20 protein-coding genes and 1 other RNA gene are annotated in these 17,780 nt (G+C 60.7%); 9 read left to right on the top strand and 12 right to left on the bottom strand.

What is annotated here, in order from left to right; all coding sequences use genetic code 11:
- Positions 1–36 precede the first annotated feature (36 nt).
- From H4W29_RS08895 to rimP, 3 genes are read right to left on the bottom strand one after another with little or no spacing between them, the layout of a single operon-like run.
- Positions 37–723 (bottom strand): RNA-binding protein, encoded by a 687-nt coding sequence (locus H4W29_RS08895; RefSeq protein ID WP_192728604.1) that lies wholly within the window; start codon positions 721–723, stop codon positions 37–39.
- Positions 723–2,327: a transcription termination factor NusA gene (nusA, locus tag H4W29_RS08890; RefSeq protein ID WP_192728603.1), complete on the bottom strand. Its 1,605-nt coding sequence runs from the start codon at positions 2,325–2,327 to the stop codon at positions 723–725. Before nusA ends, H4W29_RS08895 begins: the two co-directional genes overlap by 1 nt.
- A 60-nt stretch (positions 2,328–2,387) precedes the next feature.
- Positions 2,388–2,993: a ribosome maturation factor RimP gene (rimP, locus tag H4W29_RS08885; RefSeq protein ID WP_192728602.1), complete on the bottom strand. Its 606-nt coding sequence runs from the start codon at positions 2,991–2,993 to the stop codon at positions 2,388–2,390.
- Positions 2,994–3,238: 245 nt separating this feature from the next.
- On the opposite strand from rimP, the gene H4W29_RS08880 reads away from it, so the two are divergent.
- Entirely contained in the window at positions 3,239–4,870 is a 1,632-nt protein-coding gene (locus H4W29_RS08880) for an MFS transporter (protein ID WP_192728601.1), read from the top strand.
- An 8-nt stretch (positions 4,871–4,878) separates the two neighbouring features.
- On the top strand, positions 4,879–5,334 hold the full coding sequence (locus H4W29_RS08875) for a GNAT family N-acetyltransferase (protein WP_192728600.1): 456 nt from the start codon (positions 4,879–4,881) through the stop codon (positions 5,332–5,334).
- A gap of 24 nt (positions 5,335–5,358) precedes the next feature.
- Here H4W29_RS08875 and H4W29_RS08870 read toward each other — a convergent pair whose 3' ends face one another.
- Both H4W29_RS08870 and recR read right to left on the bottom strand, forming a co-directional pair.
- Positions 5,359–6,630, bottom strand: a complete 1,272-nt coding sequence (locus H4W29_RS08870; RefSeq protein ID WP_192728599.1) for a lytic murein transglycosylase — start codon at positions 6,628–6,630, stop codon at positions 5,359–5,361.
- Positions 6,631–6,803: 173 nt separating this feature from the next.
- Positions 6,804–7,409, bottom strand: coding sequence for a recombination mediator RecR (gene recR / locus H4W29_RS08865; protein ID WP_112542843.1), 606 nt, complete (start codon positions 7,407–7,409; stop codon positions 6,804–6,806).
- A 57-nt stretch (positions 7,410–7,466) separates the two neighbouring features.
- Here recR and H4W29_RS08860 point away from each other — a divergent pair, with 57 nt between their 5' ends.
- Positions 7,467–8,084 carry an MOSC domain-containing protein gene (locus H4W29_RS08860; RefSeq protein WP_192728598.1) on the top strand — a complete coding sequence of 206 codons (618 nt, stop codon included), beginning with the start codon at positions 7,467–7,469 and terminating at the stop codon, positions 8,082–8,084.
- A 3-nt stretch (positions 8,085–8,087) separates the two neighbouring features.
- On the opposite strand, the gene H4W29_RS08855 is transcribed toward H4W29_RS08860, so the two are convergent.
- The 4 genes from H4W29_RS08855 to ffs all read right to left on the bottom strand — a co-directional run bounded on the left by H4W29_RS08855 (position 8,088) and on the right by ffs (position 11,105).
- Entirely contained in the window at positions 8,088–8,699 is a 612-nt protein-coding gene (locus tag H4W29_RS08855; RefSeq protein WP_192730697.1) for a LysE family translocator, read from the bottom strand.
- Between the two features lie 54 nt (positions 8,700–8,753).
- Entirely contained in the window at positions 8,754–9,077 is a 324-nt protein-coding gene (locus H4W29_RS08850) for a YbaB/EbfC family nucleoid-associated protein (RefSeq protein ID WP_007813855.1), read from the bottom strand.
- A 19-nt stretch (positions 9,078–9,096) separates the two neighbouring features.
- On the bottom strand, positions 9,097–10,965 hold the full coding sequence (locus H4W29_RS08845; protein WP_192728597.1) for a DNA polymerase III subunit gamma/tau: 1,869 nt from the start codon (positions 10,963–10,965) through the stop codon (positions 9,097–9,099).
- Between the two features lie 43 nt (positions 10,966–11,008).
- Positions 11,009–11,105: signal recognition particle sRNA small type (gene ffs / locus H4W29_RS08840), an RNA gene on the bottom strand.
- Between the two features lie 89 nt (positions 11,106–11,194).
- On the opposite strand from ffs, the gene H4W29_RS08835 reads away from it, so the two are divergent.
- The 5 genes from H4W29_RS08835 (at position 11,195) to H4W29_RS08815 (ending at position 14,114) form a co-directional block, all read left to right on the top strand.
- Positions 11,195–11,605, top strand: a complete 411-nt coding sequence (locus H4W29_RS08835; protein ID WP_192728596.1) for an HIT domain-containing protein — start codon at positions 11,195–11,197, stop codon at positions 11,603–11,605.
- A complete protein-coding gene (gene nudC, locus H4W29_RS08830) occupies positions 11,602–12,561 on the top strand; it encodes an NAD(+) diphosphatase (protein ID WP_192728595.1) in 960 nt (319 codons plus the stop codon). The genes H4W29_RS08835 and nudC overlap by 4 nt, the downstream gene beginning before the upstream one ends.
- Positions 12,562–12,622: 61 nt before the next feature.
- Complete coding sequence (locus tag H4W29_RS08825; protein WP_025669403.1) at positions 12,623–13,318, top strand: helix-turn-helix transcriptional regulator; 696 nt, start codon at positions 12,623–12,625, stop codon at positions 13,316–13,318.
- Between the two features lie 70 nt (positions 13,319–13,388).
- Positions 13,389–13,610, top strand: coding sequence for a hypothetical protein (locus tag H4W29_RS08820; RefSeq protein ID WP_192730819.1), 222 nt, complete (start codon positions 13,389–13,391; stop codon positions 13,608–13,610).
- A gap of 135 nt (positions 13,611–13,745) precedes the next feature.
- Entirely contained in the window at positions 13,746–14,114 is a 369-nt protein-coding gene (locus tag H4W29_RS08815) for a VOC family protein (RefSeq protein WP_025669404.1), read from the top strand.
- A 50-nt stretch (positions 14,115–14,164) separates the two neighbouring features.
- On the opposite strand, the gene H4W29_RS08810 is transcribed toward H4W29_RS08815, so the two are convergent.
- Positions 14,165–15,019 (bottom strand): prephenate dehydratase, encoded by an 855-nt coding sequence (locus H4W29_RS08810; RefSeq protein ID WP_025669405.1) that lies wholly within the window; start codon positions 15,017–15,019, stop codon positions 14,165–14,167.
- A gap of 12 nt (positions 15,020–15,031) precedes the next feature.
- Positions 15,032–15,787 (bottom strand): 3-deoxy-manno-octulosonate cytidylyltransferase, encoded by a 756-nt coding sequence (locus H4W29_RS08805; protein WP_192728594.1) that lies wholly within the window; start codon positions 15,785–15,787, stop codon positions 15,032–15,034.
- A 154-nt stretch (positions 15,788–15,941) separates the two neighbouring features.
- On the opposite strand from H4W29_RS08805, the gene H4W29_RS08800 reads away from it, so the two are divergent.
- Positions 15,942–16,514 carry a c-type cytochrome gene (locus H4W29_RS08800; RefSeq protein WP_192728593.1) on the top strand — a complete coding sequence of 191 codons (573 nt, stop codon included), beginning with the start codon at positions 15,942–15,944 and terminating at the stop codon, positions 16,512–16,514.
- Positions 16,515–16,570: 56 nt separating this feature from the next.
- On the opposite strand, the gene H4W29_RS08795 is transcribed toward H4W29_RS08800, so the two are convergent.
- Positions 16,571–17,518: an AEC family transporter gene (locus H4W29_RS08795; RefSeq protein ID WP_192728592.1), complete on the bottom strand. Its 948-nt coding sequence runs from the start codon at positions 17,516–17,518 to the stop codon at positions 16,571–16,573.
- Positions 17,519–17,780: the final 262 nt, after the last annotated feature.

Below are 17,780 nucleotides of genomic sequence, written 5' to 3'. Positions count from 1 at the left end.
CAATGATATTACGGCCGGCTTCCGCCGGTGACCGCATCATTGTTTTTGCTGGCCGGCGCCGCCCGGTGCCCGGGACTGACCGCCGTTACGGTACTGTTCGAGCATCTTTGCGCGCTTCACTACACCTTCACCCGCCTGCCCTGCAAGCACTGCGGCATGGATAAAAGCATTCTGGCCCATCACCCCTTCCATTTCGCTCTCCGAGAAGAGACGGAAGGAAGGTATTTCTTCCTCGGTTTCCATTCCGAGGTGCCAGGCCTTGCGAGCCTGGTCTATTTTTCTCACGCCATCGGCGGCGGCATCCGTCGAATGGAACACTGCAAGCGCAGCCCCGCTGCGTATTGCGGCATCCACCTTGGCCGAGCCAGTGACGAGCTGGCCCGCCTTGCGCGCCATGTTCATCATCTGCAGAAGCTGCTGCAGAAACAGCCGCTCCACGCGCTCGGCGAGGTCGTCGGCTGCCTTGACATCGGCCTTGAGGGCGCGGGCGAAGAGTTTCTTCGCCACCGCCTTCTCGACCAGCGACCGGTCAATCTTCACCCAGCAGCCGCGCCCCGGCAGCGTGCGCTTCAGATCCGGCACCACCGTCCCGTCAGGGGCGGCCACGAAGCGGATCAACTCATCCGGCGATCCGCTTTCGCGTGTTGCGATGCACATGCGGCCGTTCACGTCGTAACCTGCAAGATCATCGTCCTCAGGAGATGTGTCCGGCGTCAGTGTCATTATGCGTCCTGCTCGGTCACATCGGCTTCGACAGCCTCCGCGTCCTTCGCAAGGTCTTCTTCAGTGATCCAGCCGGCGAGCAGGCGGGCCTGCACAACCATCTGTTCGGCTTCGACGCGCGAAATGTCGAACTTCGAGAACAGGCCCTCGAACTTCTTCGTTTCGCCATTCTTGCGTTCGGTCCAGCCGACGAGATCGTCGGCTGCGCAGCCTGCGAAGTCCTCGATCGTCTTGATGCCGTCTTCGCCGAGCGCGACCATCATCTGGGCGGTTATGCCGTCGATCTGGCGCAGTTCGTCGGCAACGCCGAGAGCCTTGCGCTTCTCGTCCATTTCCGCCTCGAGCTTCTCGAGAAATTCGCGGGCGCGGGTCTGGATTTCCTGCGCCGTGTCCTCGTCGAAACCGTCGATCGAGGAGATTTCGTCGAGATCGACATAAGCCAGCTCCTCGACAGCGGCGAATCCTTCCGAAGCCAGAACCTGGCCGACCATCTCGTCGACGTCCAGCGCGTCCATGAAGAGGTTGGTGCGCTCGTTGAATTCCTTCTGACGGCGCTCGGACTCTTCGGCTTCCGTCATGATGTCTATGTCCCAGCCCGTCAGCTGCGACGCGAGGCGGACGTTCTGACCGCGACGGCCGATGGCGAGCGAAAGCTGTTCGTCCGGAACGACCACTTCGATGCGTTCCGCATCCTCGTCGAGAACGACCTTTGCGACTTCCGCCGGCTGCAGGGCATTGACGACGAAGGTCGCCGGGTCCTGCGACCAGGGAATGATGTCGATCTTCTCGCCCTGGAGCTCGCCGACGACGGCCTGGACGCGCGAACCACGCATACCGACGCAGGCGCCGACCGGATCGATCGAGCTGTCATTCGAGATCACGGCGATCTTGGCGCGCGAACCCGGGTCGCGGGCAACCGACTTCACCTGGATGATGCCGTCATAAATTTCCGGCACTTCCATGGTGAAGAGCTTCACCATGAACTGCGGATGCGTGCGCGACAGGAAGATCTGCGGGCCGCGCTGCTCGCGACGGACATCATATACGTATGCGCGAACGCGATCGCCATAGCGGACATTCTCGCGCGGGATCATTTCGTCGCGGCGGATGATGCCTTCACCACGGCCGAGATCGACGATGACGTTGCCATATTCGACGCGCTTGACCGTACCGTTGACGATTTCGCCGACGCGATCCTTGAATTCGTCGAACTGGCGGTCACGCTCGGCTTCACGCACCTTCTGGACGATGACCTGCTTGGCCGACTGTGCGGCGATACGGCCGAAATCCATCGGCGGCAGCGGATCGGCAATGAAGTCGCCGATGGCGGCGTCCGGATTGCGATCGCGGGCCAGTTCCAGCGGGATCTGCGTAGAATAGTCCTCGGCCTTCTCGACGACTTCGAGCAGACGCTGCAGGCGGATTTCGCCGGTCTTTGGGTTGATGTCGGCGCGGATATTGGATTCGGTACCGTAACGGGAACGCGCTGCCTTCTGGATGGCATCGGCCATCGCGGCAAGCACGATTTCGCGGTCGATGACCTTTTCGCGCGCCACTGCATCTGCGATCTGCAGAAGTTCGAGCCGGTTTGCACTGACTGCCATTGTTGTGTTTCTCCGTCCTTGACTACCCGGGTTCCCGTCCCTGGAGCTTGCGTTGATCGGTTATTCTTCGTCGTCCGCTTCGTTCTGGTTCGCAGCCTGCGCCTTTGCCAGCTTGTCGGCGCGCAATGCATCGCGGATCAGATCGTCGGTCAGAATGAGTTTGGCATCGCTGAGCGCGGTGAAGGGAATGACGACCTTCTGCTCCTCGCCGTAGGCAACCTGATCGCGTTCGATCGTAAACCCGTCGGCGTCCGCTTCGACGATCTTGCCGCGGAAGCGTTTGCGATTGCCGATCATGATCGACGTTTCGCACTTCACGAGGTGGCCTTGCCAGCGAACGAAATCGGATTTCCGCACCAGAGGGCGGTCGATACCCGGCGAAGACACTTCGAGATGATACTCTTTATCGATCGGATCTTCCACATCGAGCACCGGAGAAATCGCCATGGAGACCTGCTCGCAGTCCTCGACGGTCATCGTGCCATCGTTCTTCTCGGCCATGACCTGCATCGTCATGCCATTTTGGTTGAGCATGCGAACGCGAATGAGACGGAAACCGATGTCGATGAGGACAGGTTCGATAATGTCGGCAAGACGCTGGTCAAGCCCGGTCTCGGTGATCAGCCGCGGCTCATGTTGATTGTCTGCGTTTGTCAGATCCGACAAGCGGTGCGCTCCCTGCGATTTCTGGCATTCGGGGTGATCGCGCTAATAAAAAAGAGCGGGTCCTTGCGGCCCACTCTTCATCGAACGATCAAGAATTTGAGTGCCATATAGTCCCGTTTTTTAGAAATTGCAAGGTCGGCGCCGATTCCGCCTCTTCCACGCCTGCAAGTGCGAGCTAACCTATGGCGAGCACTTATCTTCCGCATATATTGCTGTTGAGGCACAACGATAAAAGCGGGGGAAACGTGGCCTATACGTCTTCGACATTTGCGCCTTTGCGACATGAGACCTACCGCACCATCTGGTTTGCAAGCCTCGCCTCGAACTTCGGTGGCCTGATTCAGGCCGTCGGTGCCGCTTGGATGATGACGGTCATCACCTCGTCCGAGGACATGATTGCGCTGGTCCAGACCTCGACGGCGCTGCCGATCATGCTGTTCTCGCTGATCTCGGGCGCTCTCGCCGACAATTATGATCGGCGCCGGATCATGCTGACGGCGCAATCCGCGATGCTCGTGGTTTCAATCGTATTGACGGCCTGCGCCTTTCTCGGCTGGGTTACACCCGGACTGCTGCTCTTCTTTACGTTTCTCATCGGCTGCGGCACGGCGCTCAACAATCCCTCCTGGCAGGCCTCGGTTGGCGACATGGTGCCGCGCGCCGATTTGCCGGGTGCGGTCACGCTGAACAGTATGGGCTTCAACATTACCCGCAGTGTCGGTCCGGCGATCGGCGGCGCCATCGTGGCCGCTGCAGGTGCCGCCGCAGCCTTTGCAGTGAACGCGCTGAGCTACGTTGCGCTCCTCTATGTGCTGTTCCGCTGGCGGCCGGGCACGCCTGCTTCGACGCTGCCGCGCGAAACACTCGGCAGCGCAATTTTTGCCGGCCTGCGTTATGTCTCCATGTCGCCCAACCTCGAGAAGATCATCCTGAGAGGGCTGGTATTCGGTATCGGTGCGAGTTCCATCCAGGCGCTGCTGCCGGTCGTTGCGCTCGATCTCGTCGCTGGCGGGCCGCTGACCTACGGTTTCATGCTCGGCGCTTTCGGCATCGGCGCGATCGGTGGCGCCATCCTGAGCACCAGGCTGCGCGAGATCTTCTCCAGCGAGACGATCATCCGCTTGGCCTTTTCTGGCTTTGCGCTCAGCGCCGTGATTGCAGCTCTCAGCCCAAGTGCCGCGCTCACCTCGGTGGGGCTGCTCATAGCCGGCGCCTGCTGGGTTTCGGCACTTTCGCTCTTCAATATCATCGTCCAGCTTTCGACGCCGCGCTGGGTGGTCGGCCGCGCTTTGTCGCTTTACCAGACCGTCACCTTCGGCGGCATTGCCGGCGGAAGCTGGCTCTGGGGTGTTGCCGCCGACCGGTATGGTCTTTCCAATGCACTGCTGATGTCGGCTGCGGTCCTGCTGCTTGGAGTCGTGATCGGCCTGCGCTTTTCCATGCCGGCTTTCGCCTCGCTCAATCTCGATCCGCTGAACCGCTTCATCGAGCCTGCATTGGGTCTCGATATCACGCCACGCAGCGGCCCGATCGTCATCCAGGTATATTACCAGATTGCCGATGACGACTTGGCTGAATTCATGACGCTGATGGAAGAGCGCCGCCGCATCCGCATCCGCGATGGCGCCCGCAACTGGGCACTGATGCGCGATCTCGAAAATCCCGGCCTCTGGACGGAAACCTATCACACGCCGACCTGGGTCGAATATATCAGGCACAACCAGCGCCGCACACAGGCCGATGCCGAAAATACCGACCGGCTTCGCGCCCTCCACCGCGGCGAGGGCCTGCCGAATGTTCACCGCATGATCGAGCGCCAAGCTATTCCGCCTGTCGATGACGTCTTCCACAAGGCGCCGATCGATCTGCATCATTGAGATCAACCATGCACATCTTCCGAAGCGCACGACAATCCGATCTCGCCGACATCATCCGGCTGCTCGCCGATGATGATCTCGGCAGCACGCGGGAGGTCGTCTCGGATCCCGTCGATCTACGCTATCTCGCAGCCTTCGCCGCAATCGAGGCAGATCCCAACCAGTTGCTGGCCGTTGCAGCCGACGAGACCGACCGGGTCGTCGGCTGCTTGCAGCTGAGCTTTCTTCCTGGCCTTTCGCGAAAGGGCATGTGGCGGGGCCAGATCGAAAGCGTGCGTATCGCCAGGGGCCATCGCGGCTCCGGCCTCGGCTCGCAATTCATCGAATGGGCAATCGCCTGCTGCGCCGAGCGCGGTTGCGGTCTCGTGCAGCTCACATCCGACAAGATGCGCGCGGATTCGATCCGCTTCTATGAAAAGCTCGGTTTTGTCGCGAGCCACGAAGGGCTGAAGCGCAGCCTGTAAAGCATCCGCCGAGGCGGAGGCTTCTTACTTCAGCCTGCTCTTCATCGATGCCTCTGGGAAGCACGTGGGCTTCATGCCGTTCTTTTCCTGCCATTGGCCGATTGAGCGTCGCGTCTTGTAGCCCGGCAATCCATCCGATCCCCCGACATCGTAGCCCTGCCGCTCAAGCGCCTTCTGCATGGCGGCGACATCCGAGCGCAGCATCTTGCCGACATCGCCCCATTGTCCCTGGAAGGCTCCGGAACCGGAGGCGATGCGGTCGGCAAGGTTGCCGATATAAAGGGCATAGAGGTCAGAGTTGTTGTATTCCTTGATGATATAGAAGTTCGGCGTGACGATGAATTCCGGCCCGTCACGTCCGGCCGGCACCAGCATCATGCCCTGCGCTTTTAACTCGCCGGATGGAAAACCCTTGCCGGAAATACGTTTGATGCCGAGTGACGTCCAGTGGGAGAGCGGCTTGGCAAGATCAGGCCCCTCCTGCGCGCAGGAGACGGCTTCCGGGATCGACACTTCAAAGCCCCAGTCGCGGTCGCGCTGCCAGCCTTTCTTCACGAGAAAGTTGGCAATCGAGGCGAGCGTGTCGGGAACCGAGGTCCAGATATTGCGGTGACCGTCGCCGTCGAAATCGACGGCATATTTCAGGTAGCTCGTCGGCATGAACTGCGGTTGGCCGAGTGCGCCTGCCGACGATCCCTTGAAATCCGCAGGGGTCACGTCACCGCCGTCGAGAATATGCAGCGCGGCGATCAGCTCCATGCGGAACATCTCCTTGCGCGTCGACATGAAGGCCTTGGTCGCCAGCACCTCGACCGCCGAACTGGGTATCTTCGCCGCGCCGAAGCCGGTCTCGCGTCCCCAGATTGCCAGCACGATCGGACCCGGCACGCCGTAGGTCTTTTCGATGCGGCTCAGCGTCGAGGCATATTGCGAGGCAAAGCCGCGTCCGGTCATCGCAAGCCGCTTCAGCCGATCCTCGTTGAAATAGGGGCCGGGCGAGGAAAACTCTGCCTGGGTCTGCTTCTGCTCCTTCGGCGGCGGAAAGCCGGGAGGGGCGAGATCGGTCAGGGTCCAATCCAGTTCGACGCCTGAAAAGGCGGCGCGGAAGGTCTTCTCCGAAATGCCGTTCTTCTTCGCGTCCGGCCAGAGATCGGTTTGAATCCATTTTTCGAACTGCACTTCGACATCAGCTTTCGAAGGAGCTGCGTAAGAGGGGAGAGGGAGAAATGCGGTTGCCAAAACAAATGCCAATATCCGCAGCGGCCGCAAAATACCCCCCTCTGCCCTGCCGGGCATCTCCCCCACAAGTGGGGAGATTGGCTGGGCGCGCCATTCTTCACCAGCTTTCGACGTCTCGACGGGGTAAGCCGTTCGTGAGGTGGGAGACCCGAGCCGCTCGTGATCTCCCTCCTTGTGGGGGAGATGCCCGGCAGGGCAGAGGGGGGTAAGTCGCCACATCCTCAGTTCCCTCATATTGCAGTCCGCGCTCGAAGCGCAGCCGACAGCGTACCCTCGTCGAGATAGTCGAGCTCGCCCCCCACAGGCACGCCATGCGCCAGCCGCGTGATCTTCACGTTGAGATCGGCGAGCTGGTCAGTGATGTAATGCGCCGTCGTCTGCCCCTCGACCGTCGCGTTGACCGCGATGATGATTTCCTTGATACCGCCTTCACCAACGCGATTGATCAGCCCGCGGATATTGAGATCGTCAGGGCCGACTCCGTCCAGCGGCGAGAGCGTGCCGCCAAGCACATGATAGGCGGCGTTCAGTGCGCCCGCGCGCTCCAGCGCCCAGAGATCCGAGACATCCTCGACGACGATGATCACGGATTGGTCGCGCTGCGCATCGGTGCAGACCGTACAGGGATCGACCGTATCGACATTGCCGCAGCGCGAGCAGATTTTCACCTTGTCATAGGCTTCACCCATCGCATGCGACAAGGGACCGAGAAGCTGGTCTTTCTTCTTGATCAGATGCAGTGCCGCCCGCCGCGCCGAACGCGGCCCTAGGCCCGGCACTTTCGCCAGAAGCTGGATCAGTTTTTCAATTTCGGGGCCGGTGACTCGCTTTGCCATGCGCCGTTCTTAACTGATATGGAACGAAAACGGAATCACGGAAGAATCGCTGAAACCATGAAAATCCTCGCCGTCTGTCGCGGTGCCGCCGAAAGACTGCCCGGCAAGAGCTACAAGACCGGTATCTTCAAGCATGCCGTCAGCGGCGGCGTCATGGTCGATGCCGAAGGCCTCGTCGGCGATGCGATCTGCAACAGGAAACATCACGGCGGCGTCGATCAGGCCGTCTATCTCGAGGGTTCGATCAGCCTCGACTGGTGGGCGAAAGAGCTTGGCCATCCCGTCGAACCCGGCACTTTCGGCGAAAACCTCGTCGTCGAAGGGCTCGACAACCGGCAGGTCGCAGTAGGCGACCGCTTCGTCACCGGCGAGTTGATCCTTGAAGTCACCTCCTGCCGCATTCCTTGCGCCACCTTCGCGGCGAAGATGAACGATCCGAAATTCGTCAAGCGCTATACCGTGGCCGCTCGTCCAGGCATCTATTGTCGCGTCATTCACGCAGGCATTGTGACGGCCGGCATGCCGGTGCTCTATCAAGCCTATGCGGGCGCGAGGGTAATGCTGCCGGAAATGATGGAAACCTTCGGCCGCCGCCTTTCAGATGAGGACCGGGCGCGATACCTCGCGGCCCCGATTGATTACAAGCTGCGGGCAATGCTGCAGGTCGAAGCCTGAAAATCAGCGCACGGCGATGGTGACGGCAGCCCCCGCCATCGTTCCCGCGCTCACCCGGTTGGCGATTTGCACGGCGCGCCGGCTCTTCAGGAAACCGCGCGCCTTTGCAGCAAGGAACATCCAGCTGAAATCGACGACAGCCAGTACGACGAAGAGGGTGACGACGAGTTCGGCCCAGCCGGCGAGCGACACCGAGGGGATATCGATGATCGACGGCAGAAGGGCCACATAGAACATCATGATCTTCGGATTGCCGAGCGCAATCGCCAGGCCGGTGAAAAACATCCGGCCGCGCGAACGCTCCTGCGGCAGCTCTTCTTCCTCGACTTCGGCTTTGGCAACCCACATTTTCCAGGCGAGATAGAGAAGATAGAGCACGCCGAGCCATTTGATGACGACGAAGACGTGGTAGAAACTTTCAGCGATCGCCGAGAGGCCGGCAATCGCGCAGGTGAGCCAGATCGCATCTCCGGCCCACATGCCGAACAGGAAAGGCAGCACGTCACGCGCGCCTTTCGAGATGACGCGGGCAACAAGCGCCGCGACGCTCGGCCCGGGTGTCCCCGCGGCAATGAAAAGAGCACCGGCAAAGACCAGCAGCGTCGTCAACGTCATCATCTTCCCGTCTCCTCTTCCGGGGTCAGTCAATTACCAGACCGGTCGATGAAATCAGAACGGCAGCTTGAAACCGGGCGGGATCGGCAGGCCGGCCGTCAATGCCTTGGTTTTTTCGGCGGCAATGGCTTCTGCCTTGTCCTTGGCGTCCTTATGGGCGGCAACGATCAGGTCTTCGAGGATTTCGACATCGTCTTCCTTGAAGAGGGAGGGGTCGATCTTCAGGCTCTTGAGTTCGCCCTTGCCGGAGATGATGACGGTGACGAGCCCGCCGCCTGCCTTGCCTTCGGCAGTCAGCTCGGCGATCTCCGCCTGCATCTGCTCCATCTTGGCCTGCATTTCCTTGACTTTGCCCATCATGCCCATGATGTCGCGCATCGTCTTCTCCTTCTTGAAATCAGAATTCTATATCGTCGCCGGGCAGGATATCGCCCTCTTCGGATTCGGCGGCGGCAGGCGGTTTGACCTCCTCCGCTTCTTCCTCGGGTGTCGGCGCCCGCACGCGCACGTCGATGATCTTGGCGCCCGGAAACTGGGCGAGGATTGCCGCGACGTCAGGATCCTGACGTGCATCGCTGACGCGCTGTTCCTGCGCCTTGGCTTCCGCCTCCACCATCGTCGGCCCGCCTTCTTCGCGGCTGGTGCTGACGATCCAGTGGATTCCGGTCCATTCCTTGAGCTTGACGGCAAGCTCGTTGAGCAGCGTGCCCGGCGCTCCCTCGGTGAGATTCACGTCTAGCCGGCCGGGCTCGATCCGTACGGGCCGCACGAAGTTGCGCACCAATGCCTTGAGCTTGACATCGCGTTTTTCGGCAGCGAGATCGACGATATCGCCGATCGAATTGACCGGCACGAGCGGCTTCGGCGCTTCCGCCGGCTTCGTCTCGACGCGGCCGATACTCTGCGGCTCCGGATTGGGCACGGCGCGCAGCATGGCGGTTGGCCCCGAGGGCTGCGGTCGCGGAGCCGTCTCGGGAGCCCGTGCCGTCACATTCGTCTGGTAGGGCACACGCGTGCCGCCGCCATTGCCCGAAGGCGCAGGTGAGGACGGACGTGGCGCACCGCCTTCATTGGAAAATTCCGCAAGTCGCCGCGCCGCATCCTCAGGTGCCGGCAGATGGGCTGCGTGTGCGAGCCGGATAAGCACCATCTCGGCTGCACCCGCCGTGCGCGAAGAATTTTCCGTCTCCGGAATACCTTTCAACAGCATCTGCCAGATGCGCGAGAGCGTCGTAACTGCCACCCCTTGCGCGAATTCCGCAGCCTTCGTGCGCTCTACCTCGCTGAGCGATGGGTCGTTCGCGGCATCAGGCACATATTTCAGCCGCGTTACCAGATGCGTGAAATCGGCAAGGTCCGTCAGCACCACGACCGGGTTGGCGCCGGCCTCGTACTGGCTCTGGAATTCATTGAGCGCGCTTGCGACATCGCCGCGCACGATATGCTGGAAGAGATCGACGATGCGGGCGCGATCGGCAAGGCCGAGCATGCCGCGCACGGCTTCCGCCTGCACCACGCCGCCGCCATGGGCGATCGCCTGGTCCATCAGCGACAGACCGTCACGGGCAGAGCCTTCCGCGGCGCGTGCGATCATCGCCAGCGCATCCGGCTCCGCCTCGATGCCTTCCTTGGCGGCGATCGTCGAGAACAGGCCGACAAGATCGGACGCGCTGATGCGGCGCAGGTCGAAGCGCTGGCAGCGCGAGAGAACGGTGATCGGAACCTTACGGATTTCCGTCGTCGCGAAGATGAATTTCACATGCTCCGGTGGCTCTTCGAGCGTCTTCAACAGCCCGTTGAAGGCGGCCGTCGAGAGCATGTGCACTTCGTCGATGATATAGACCTTGAAGCGTGCCGAAACCGGCCGGTAGCGCACCTGCTCGATGATCTCTCTGATGTCGTCGATGCCGGTATGCGAGGCGGCGTCCATCTCGATCACGTCGACATGGCGGCCTTCCATGATTGCCTGGCAATGTTCGCCAGGCACACGCAGGTCGATCGTCGGCTTGTCGATTTCAGCCGTCTTGTAATTCAGCGCCCGCGCAAGGATGCGCGCCGTCGTCGTCTTGCCCACGCCGCGAACGCCGGTCAGCATATAGGCCTGCGCGATGCGGCCGGTCTCGAAGGCGTTGGTAAGCGTGCGGACCATCGGCTCCTGGCCGACCATCAGGTCCGTAAAATCCTTGGGGCGGTATTTGCGTGCCAGCACCCGGTATCCGGTGCCTGTCGAGGCGGCATCTTGTGACTGTCGCTCGGTGTCGCTCATCGCCCTGCTTGCGCCCGAAAGCTCGGGCCTTTTGGAAGAGAAGGTGGGAGGCTGGCACGATGACCCGTGCCGGGCTCGTTAGGGCTGCTTCCTTCCGGACCTGACCCGGTTGGCGAGTGGCTCGTCCACCACCAACCTCCCGGATGCACATATCGGCAAAAACGTCATCAAAAGCAAGCCAAGCTCCGAAAAAACTGCTAGTCCATTGGAAAACATGAGGAGAATGCCCTTGAGCGATTTCGTGCTCGACCCCAGGCTCGAAAACGACAGCACCAGTATCATGGTGACTGGCCTGTGCGACATCAGGCTGTCGAAGGACGCTCGCTGGCCCTGGCTGATCCTGGTGCCGCGCAGAGCGGGCATCACAGAGATCTTCGAATTGACCCCGCTTGATCAGGTGCTGTTGACCTTCGAAATCGAGCTCGTCTCCGCAGCACTCAAGAAGGTCACCGGTGCCACAAAAATCAATGTCGGAGCTCTTGGCAATATCGTCCGCCAGCTTCATGTTCATGTCATTGCGCGTTCCGAAGGTGACGCGAACTGGCCGGGTCCCGTCTGGGGTTTCGGCAAGGCCGAGCCTTACAAGGACGCAACACGAGACAAATTCATAGCAAAGCTGCGGGAAGCCCTTTCATCATGAGTCATTCGCTTTTCGATTCGGACGTGCCGCATCCGGAACCCAGCAATCTCACCGCCTTTGCCGCAAACGACCTGCACCGCGACAGCGAACATCGCGATGAAGCCTCGGTCGAAAAGGCGCTTGCCCGCGAAGGCACGCATATTTTCGCCTTCGCCAAGGACAAGCTGGTGCTCAAGCACGACGGCCAGGTGCTCGATCCGCTCTTTGCCCGTTACGAGCTGCAGGAGCTGAAACCGAATTGGGATGAAACCGTACTGCTCGGCTATCGCAAAACCGGCGAGCCGCGCCTTGCCGTGCCCGTCGGCATCGATGTCGAGGATATGGCGAGCCAGTACAAGCCGGTCGACGGACGCTCGCTCTTCCGTGACGAGCTTGTCGACGAGATGCTGCTCGGCGAGTTCTCCCAGGCCGCAAGCCTCATTCGCTGGAATGGCGACAACCAGTTTTGCGGCCGTTGCGGCTCGGTCATGGAAATTCGCATCGGCGGCTACAAGCGGGTCTGCACTGCCTGCGAGCACATGATCTTCCCGCGCACCGATCCCGTCGTCATCATGCTGACGATCGACGAGGAGCGCGATCTCTGCCTGCTCGGTCGCAGCCCGCATTTCGCGCCGGGCATGTATTCCTGCCTGGCAGGCTTCCTGGAGCCTGGCGAGACCATTGAAAATGCGGTTCGCCGTGAAACGCTGGAAGAATCCGGCATCAGGACCGGCCGGATCCGCTATCATGCCTCTCAGCCCTGGCCGATGCCGCATTCGCTGATGATCGGCTGTTTTGCCGAGGCAAAGTCGCGTGATATCCATCGCGATGAGGCCGAACTCGAGGATTGCCGCTGGTTCACCCGCGAGGAAACCATCGAAATGCTGGAACGTCCTGGCGCCAACGGCAAGGCATCGCCGCCGAAGGGCGCGATTGCCCATCGACTGATGCGCGATTGGGTCGAGTGGAAACGGTGAGCAGGAAGCCGGACCGTATGGATGATCGTCACCCGGTCCGGCCCGTCTGCATGAGGATGTAATCATGGTCGCCCGCTCCGAACGGCTGCTGACCCTGCTTCAGACGCTCCGGCGCTATCGGCGGCCGGTTACCGGCATCGTGTTGGCAGAGGAAACGGGTGTCAGCCTTCGCACGCTCTACCGCGATATTGCGAGCCTTCAGGCGCAAGGCGCCATGATCGAGGGCGAGGCCGGCATAGGCTATGTGCTGAAACCCGGCTTCATGTTGCCGCCGATGATGTTTTCCGAGGAAGAGCTGGAAGCACTGGTGCTTGGTTCCCGTTGGGTGGCGCGCGCCGCCGAGCCGCGCCTGGCCAATGCCGGTGCTGATGCGCTGGCGAAGATCGCCGCCGTTTTGCCGCCCGACATGCGCGATATGGTCGATTCGGCCACACTTTTCGTCGGCCGCAAACGGCAGGATGAGGACAAGGCGGATGTTTCGGCCATCCGTAAGGCAATCCGCCTGGAGCGTATCCTTGAACTGCATTATGGCGACGAACAGGGGCGTATCTCCCGCCGCCGGGTCTGGCCTTTCGCGCTCGGCTATTTCGAGCATGTGCGCATCATCATGGCCTGGTGCGAACTACGCCAGGATTTCCGTCATTTCCGCACCGATCGCATCATCGATATGACGATCCACGACACGCGGTATCCGCGTCGCCGTACCGTTCTCCTGAAGGAATGGCGGGAAACACAGGACACCCCGATCGAGCACTAACGCTACTGCCATAAACTGTCAGCAGGCAGCGCTATTATCAGTACCAGTCCAGCAGGAAGGAGTACTGATCATGGGAATGCCTCAAGTCGTTCAATATGCCGGCCGTCGTACTTCAGTCGGAGCCGGAAAAACCCTTCGTTCGCGTCTGGTGTGCCTGTTTGCCGGCAGGTTCACAGGAACGTCATCACGCCGTCCGCGCCTCGATCTCGAGACGATGCCGCAATGGCGCAAGCGCGATCTCGGCCTCATGGACGGACAGGACTGGCGCGTCGGCGACGATCTCTTCCGTTAAGGCCGCACGCCGGCCTCATTGATATTCCTCCCGGGAACGAAGCGGCGCTGTCTGCAGCGCTGCGATCGGAGAGCTGCTGCCACAAAATGGCAGCAGCTTTCGGCCGGGCATCTTTCAACCCAATGGAGAACTGAAATGGCCAGCCCCAATCTTATCATCCTCTATGTCAAGGATCCCGCCGAAAGCGCCGCCTTCTATCGCAATATTCTGAGCCGCGAACCGGCTGTGGAGGCGCCGAATTTCGTAGCCTTTCCGCTCGATGGCGGCTTCACGCTCGGCCTCTGGCGCCGCAGCAGCGTCGAACCACAGCCCTCTGCCATTGGCAACCGCGGTGAGGTCGCCTTCATGGTCGATGGCGAAAATGCCGTCGCCAGGCACTACGAAGACTGGCGCGGCCGTGGCCTGCCCTTCGCTCAGGATCTCACTGAACTCGACTTCGGTCCGACCTTCGTCGTGCTGGACCCGGATGGGCACCGGTTGCGTGTTTGTGAGCCGGATAAATAAGCGAGATTTTAGCCTCTCTGACGGCCTGTCAGAGAGGCCTTTTACAGTCCTTATAGAAGCCCGCGCATCGGATGGCCCTTATAGACACCAAGGATGCGGACCTTCTCGGAGAAGAAACGCAATTCCTCTAGCGCCCGGCGCACATGCGCATCGTTTGGATGGCCTTCGATGTCGGCATAGAACTGCGTCGCTACAAATTTTCCGCCGAGCTGATAGCTTTCGAGCTTCGTCATGTTGATGTTATTCGTCGCAAAGCCGCCGAGCGCCTTGTAGAGGGCGGCCGGAATATTGCGGACGTTGAAGACGAAGGTGGTGACGATCTTTTCGTCACTCGCAGCGCGTTCTGCCCATTCCTCATCACGCGACAGCACAACGAAGCGCGTCACATTGTTTTCCGTGTCCTCGACATTCTCGGCGATGATATCGAGGCCGTAGAGGTCGGCGGCAAGGCGCGGTGCAAGCGCCGCCATCGAGCGGTCGCCCGTTTCCTTGACGAGCTTGGCGGCTCCCGCCGTATCGCCGGCGATCACAGGCTTCCAGCCATTGGCGCGTACGATCTTGCGGCACTGGCCGAGCGCGTGGATATGGCTGTGCACGGTACGAATCTCGTCCTTCGTCACCCCCGGCAGCACCATGAGCTGAAAGCGGATCGGCATGAAATATTCGCCGATGATGTGCAGCCGCGATTCCGGCAACAGGTGGTGGATGTCGGCGACGCGGCCCGCGATCGTGTTTTCGATCGGGATCATGCCGATATCGGCATCACCATTGTCGACCGCCGTGAAGGCATCCTCGAAGGTCTGGCAGGGCAACGGTTCCATGGTCGGAAACATGTCGCGGCTCGCCATGTCCGAATTGGCGCCGAAGTCGCCCTGGAAGGCGATCCTGTTGGTCTTGATGTTCATGAGGAAAATCCGTCAGTTGGCCTTCGCGGAGAGAATGCGCCGCGCCTTTTCGAGGTCGGCTGGAGTATCGACACCAAGCGGAACCGTGTCAACGATCTCGGCATCGATGCGCATCCCCGCTTCGAGTGCCCGCAACTGCTCCAGTGATTCGCGCTTTTCGAGCGTCGATGGGCCAAGCGAGACGAAACGCTCGAGTGCCGTGCGTCGGTAGGCGTAGAGCCCGATATGGTGATAGAGCGGCCCTTTGCCGTAAGGCGCGGTCGTGCGGGTGAAGTAGAGCGCACGCAGACGGCGGTCGGAGAGCGGTGAACCGACGACTTTCACAATGTGCGGCGCAGTCTTGTCTTCCTCGTTGTCGATCTCGGTCGTCAGCGTTCCAATATCGACGGCCTCGTTCTCAAGAGGACGCAAGGCCGCACGCACCGTTTCCGGCTCGATCGTCGGCAAGTCGCCTTGGACGTTGACGATGATTTTGGCCTTCGCATCTGGATCGACCTTGTTCAGCGCCTCGAAAATGCGGTCGGAGCCAGACTGATGGTCTTGGCGTGTCATGACCACTTCAAAGCCGGCTGCGGCGACAGTATCGAATACCTGCTGGTCGTCGACGGCGATGACCACCCGGCCGATTTCCGCTTCCTGTGCCCGTTTCGCCACCTGGACGATCATCGGCAGCCCGCAAATATCGGCCAGCGGCTTGCCCGGAAGGCGGGTGGAAGCCATGCGTGCAGGGATCAGCACCAGCACGCCATCCAATTTTGAATCAGTCATTGTTCGGGCCTTCTAATCCGGGCTGAAAAGTGGCAAAAAGTCTCACGCACAAGACCATTTAGACAGTTGCAACGAATAGCCAAAAGACATAGGTTCCGCGCAATTTCAAGATGGTCCGGTTTCTGGTCTGCCGGCTGCAAGGGGAGCATTGCAGATGAATTCATACGTCAATACGGCCGTGGGGGCGCTGCTGGGAACGATCTTCGTTCTTATGTCTATCTCCATTGCGTCCGAGGGGATCTTCCATTCCGAGGCGCCGGAGAAGGAAGGTTTTGCCATCGTCGCCGAGGAGGCACCCGCCGCCGGTGGTGAAGGCGCACCTGCTGCCGTTGCTGTTCCGATCGCGCAGCTTCTTGCCAGCGCCGACGCCAAGGCCGGCGAGACCGTATTCAAGAAGTGTCAGGCCTGTCATGACGGCACCAAGGGCGGACCGAACAAAGTCGGTCCGAATCTCTTTGGTATCGTAGATCGCCCGATCGCCTCGCATGAAGGCTTTGCGTACTCCTCCGCCATGAAGGACTTCTCCAAGGGCGGCAGCGAGCATTGGACCTTCGAAAACCTCAACAAGTTCCTGCTGGCGCCGAAGAAAGATGTCCCGGGCACCGCCATGGGCTTTGCGGGTCTGCCGAAGGATCAGGACCGCGCCAACGTCATTCTTTATCTGCACACGCTGGCAGATTCACCGGCTCCGTTGCCGGATCCGAATGCTCCGACTGCGACGCAGTAAGAAGCGACGAATTTTTCCAGAAGAAGCCCGGTCGCAAGCCGGGCTTTTTTGTTGTCTCAAGCGCCGAGAATATAGGCCCAGAAGGAAACGGTGATGGCGCCGAGCGCTGTGGTCACTGTGATCGTCGAGGCGGCAAGGCTGTGGCCGACGCCGAAGCGGTTGGCGATCAGCCAGGCATTCACCCCTGTCGGCACCGATGCGGTCAGCACCAGAGCCGCTGCCCATTCGTTGCTGAGGCCGAAAAGACGGCTTGCTGCCCACACGCAGCCAGGCAGCAGCAGCAGCTTGAAGGCTGAGGTTGCGCTGGCGATCCCGACATTGCCGGAGACTCCGTATTTCCGCAGCGCCATGCCGAGCGAAATCAGTGCCGCCGGACCGGCCGTGCCGGCGATCTGCCCGACAACTGACCTGATCGTTGCTGGCATGGTCAGGCCAGAGACGTGAAAGATGGCGCCTGCCGCGATGCCGATGACCAGCGGATTATGCAGCAGGTTCAGGCCGATCTGCTTCAGGACCAGGGTCATGCTGCGGTCGCTCTTGCCGGAAATCTTGCGCTCGGCATGTTCCATCATGATCGTGCCGGCCACCATCATGATCGGCAGATGCACGGCAAGCAGGATGGAAAGGGCGACAAGTCCTTCGCTGCCCACGGTGCGCTCGACCAGCGGCAGACCGATGAAGATGTTGTTGGCGAAAGCCGAGGATACGCCGGCAAGCACGCCAATCCGCTCATCGCGCCCGAAGAAACGCGTAGCGACAATGTGCCCGGCGGCCCATGTCACCGCAACGCCGGAGAAATAAACGAGCCAAAGCCGGAACGGCGATGCGCCATGGAAATCGGCCTCGGCGATAGTGCGGAAAAGCAGCAGCGGCACGGCGATCTTGAAGACGAACTCGCTCAAGGCATCCCCGACATTTGCGGTCAATATTCCGACGCGGACGATCAGCCAGCCGATGAGAATGAGAAGGAAGATCGGAAGAACGTCGAAGATGATGGCTGACATAAACTGCTGCTCTGCGCGGGGATCGCCGAGGTCTAGCAGCTAATTGCCAGCCATGACAAACGCCATGGATAAAATATCCTTCGCGGCGCAACAAAAAAAGCGGGCTAAGCCCGCTTTTCCGCATCCGGTCCTGCCGGATAGCCGGTTGCGATACTGCCAGTTCATCCGTGGTCAGCATCGTCCCGGTAAGACTGAAGGGATCATCCCTCCCACACCCGGCCATACGAGATACCTGCATGCCGGTCTTCCTGATGTTGTTTTT

Origin of the sequence: Rhizobium viscosum, from assembly GCF_014873945.1 — a bacterium.
Classification (GTDB): domain Bacteria; phylum Pseudomonadota; class Alphaproteobacteria; order Rhizobiales; family Rhizobiaceae; genus Rhizobium; species Rhizobium viscosum.
Note: the sequence above shows the minus strand (reverse complement) of the source record. Positions and strands in the feature narration are given on the sequence as shown.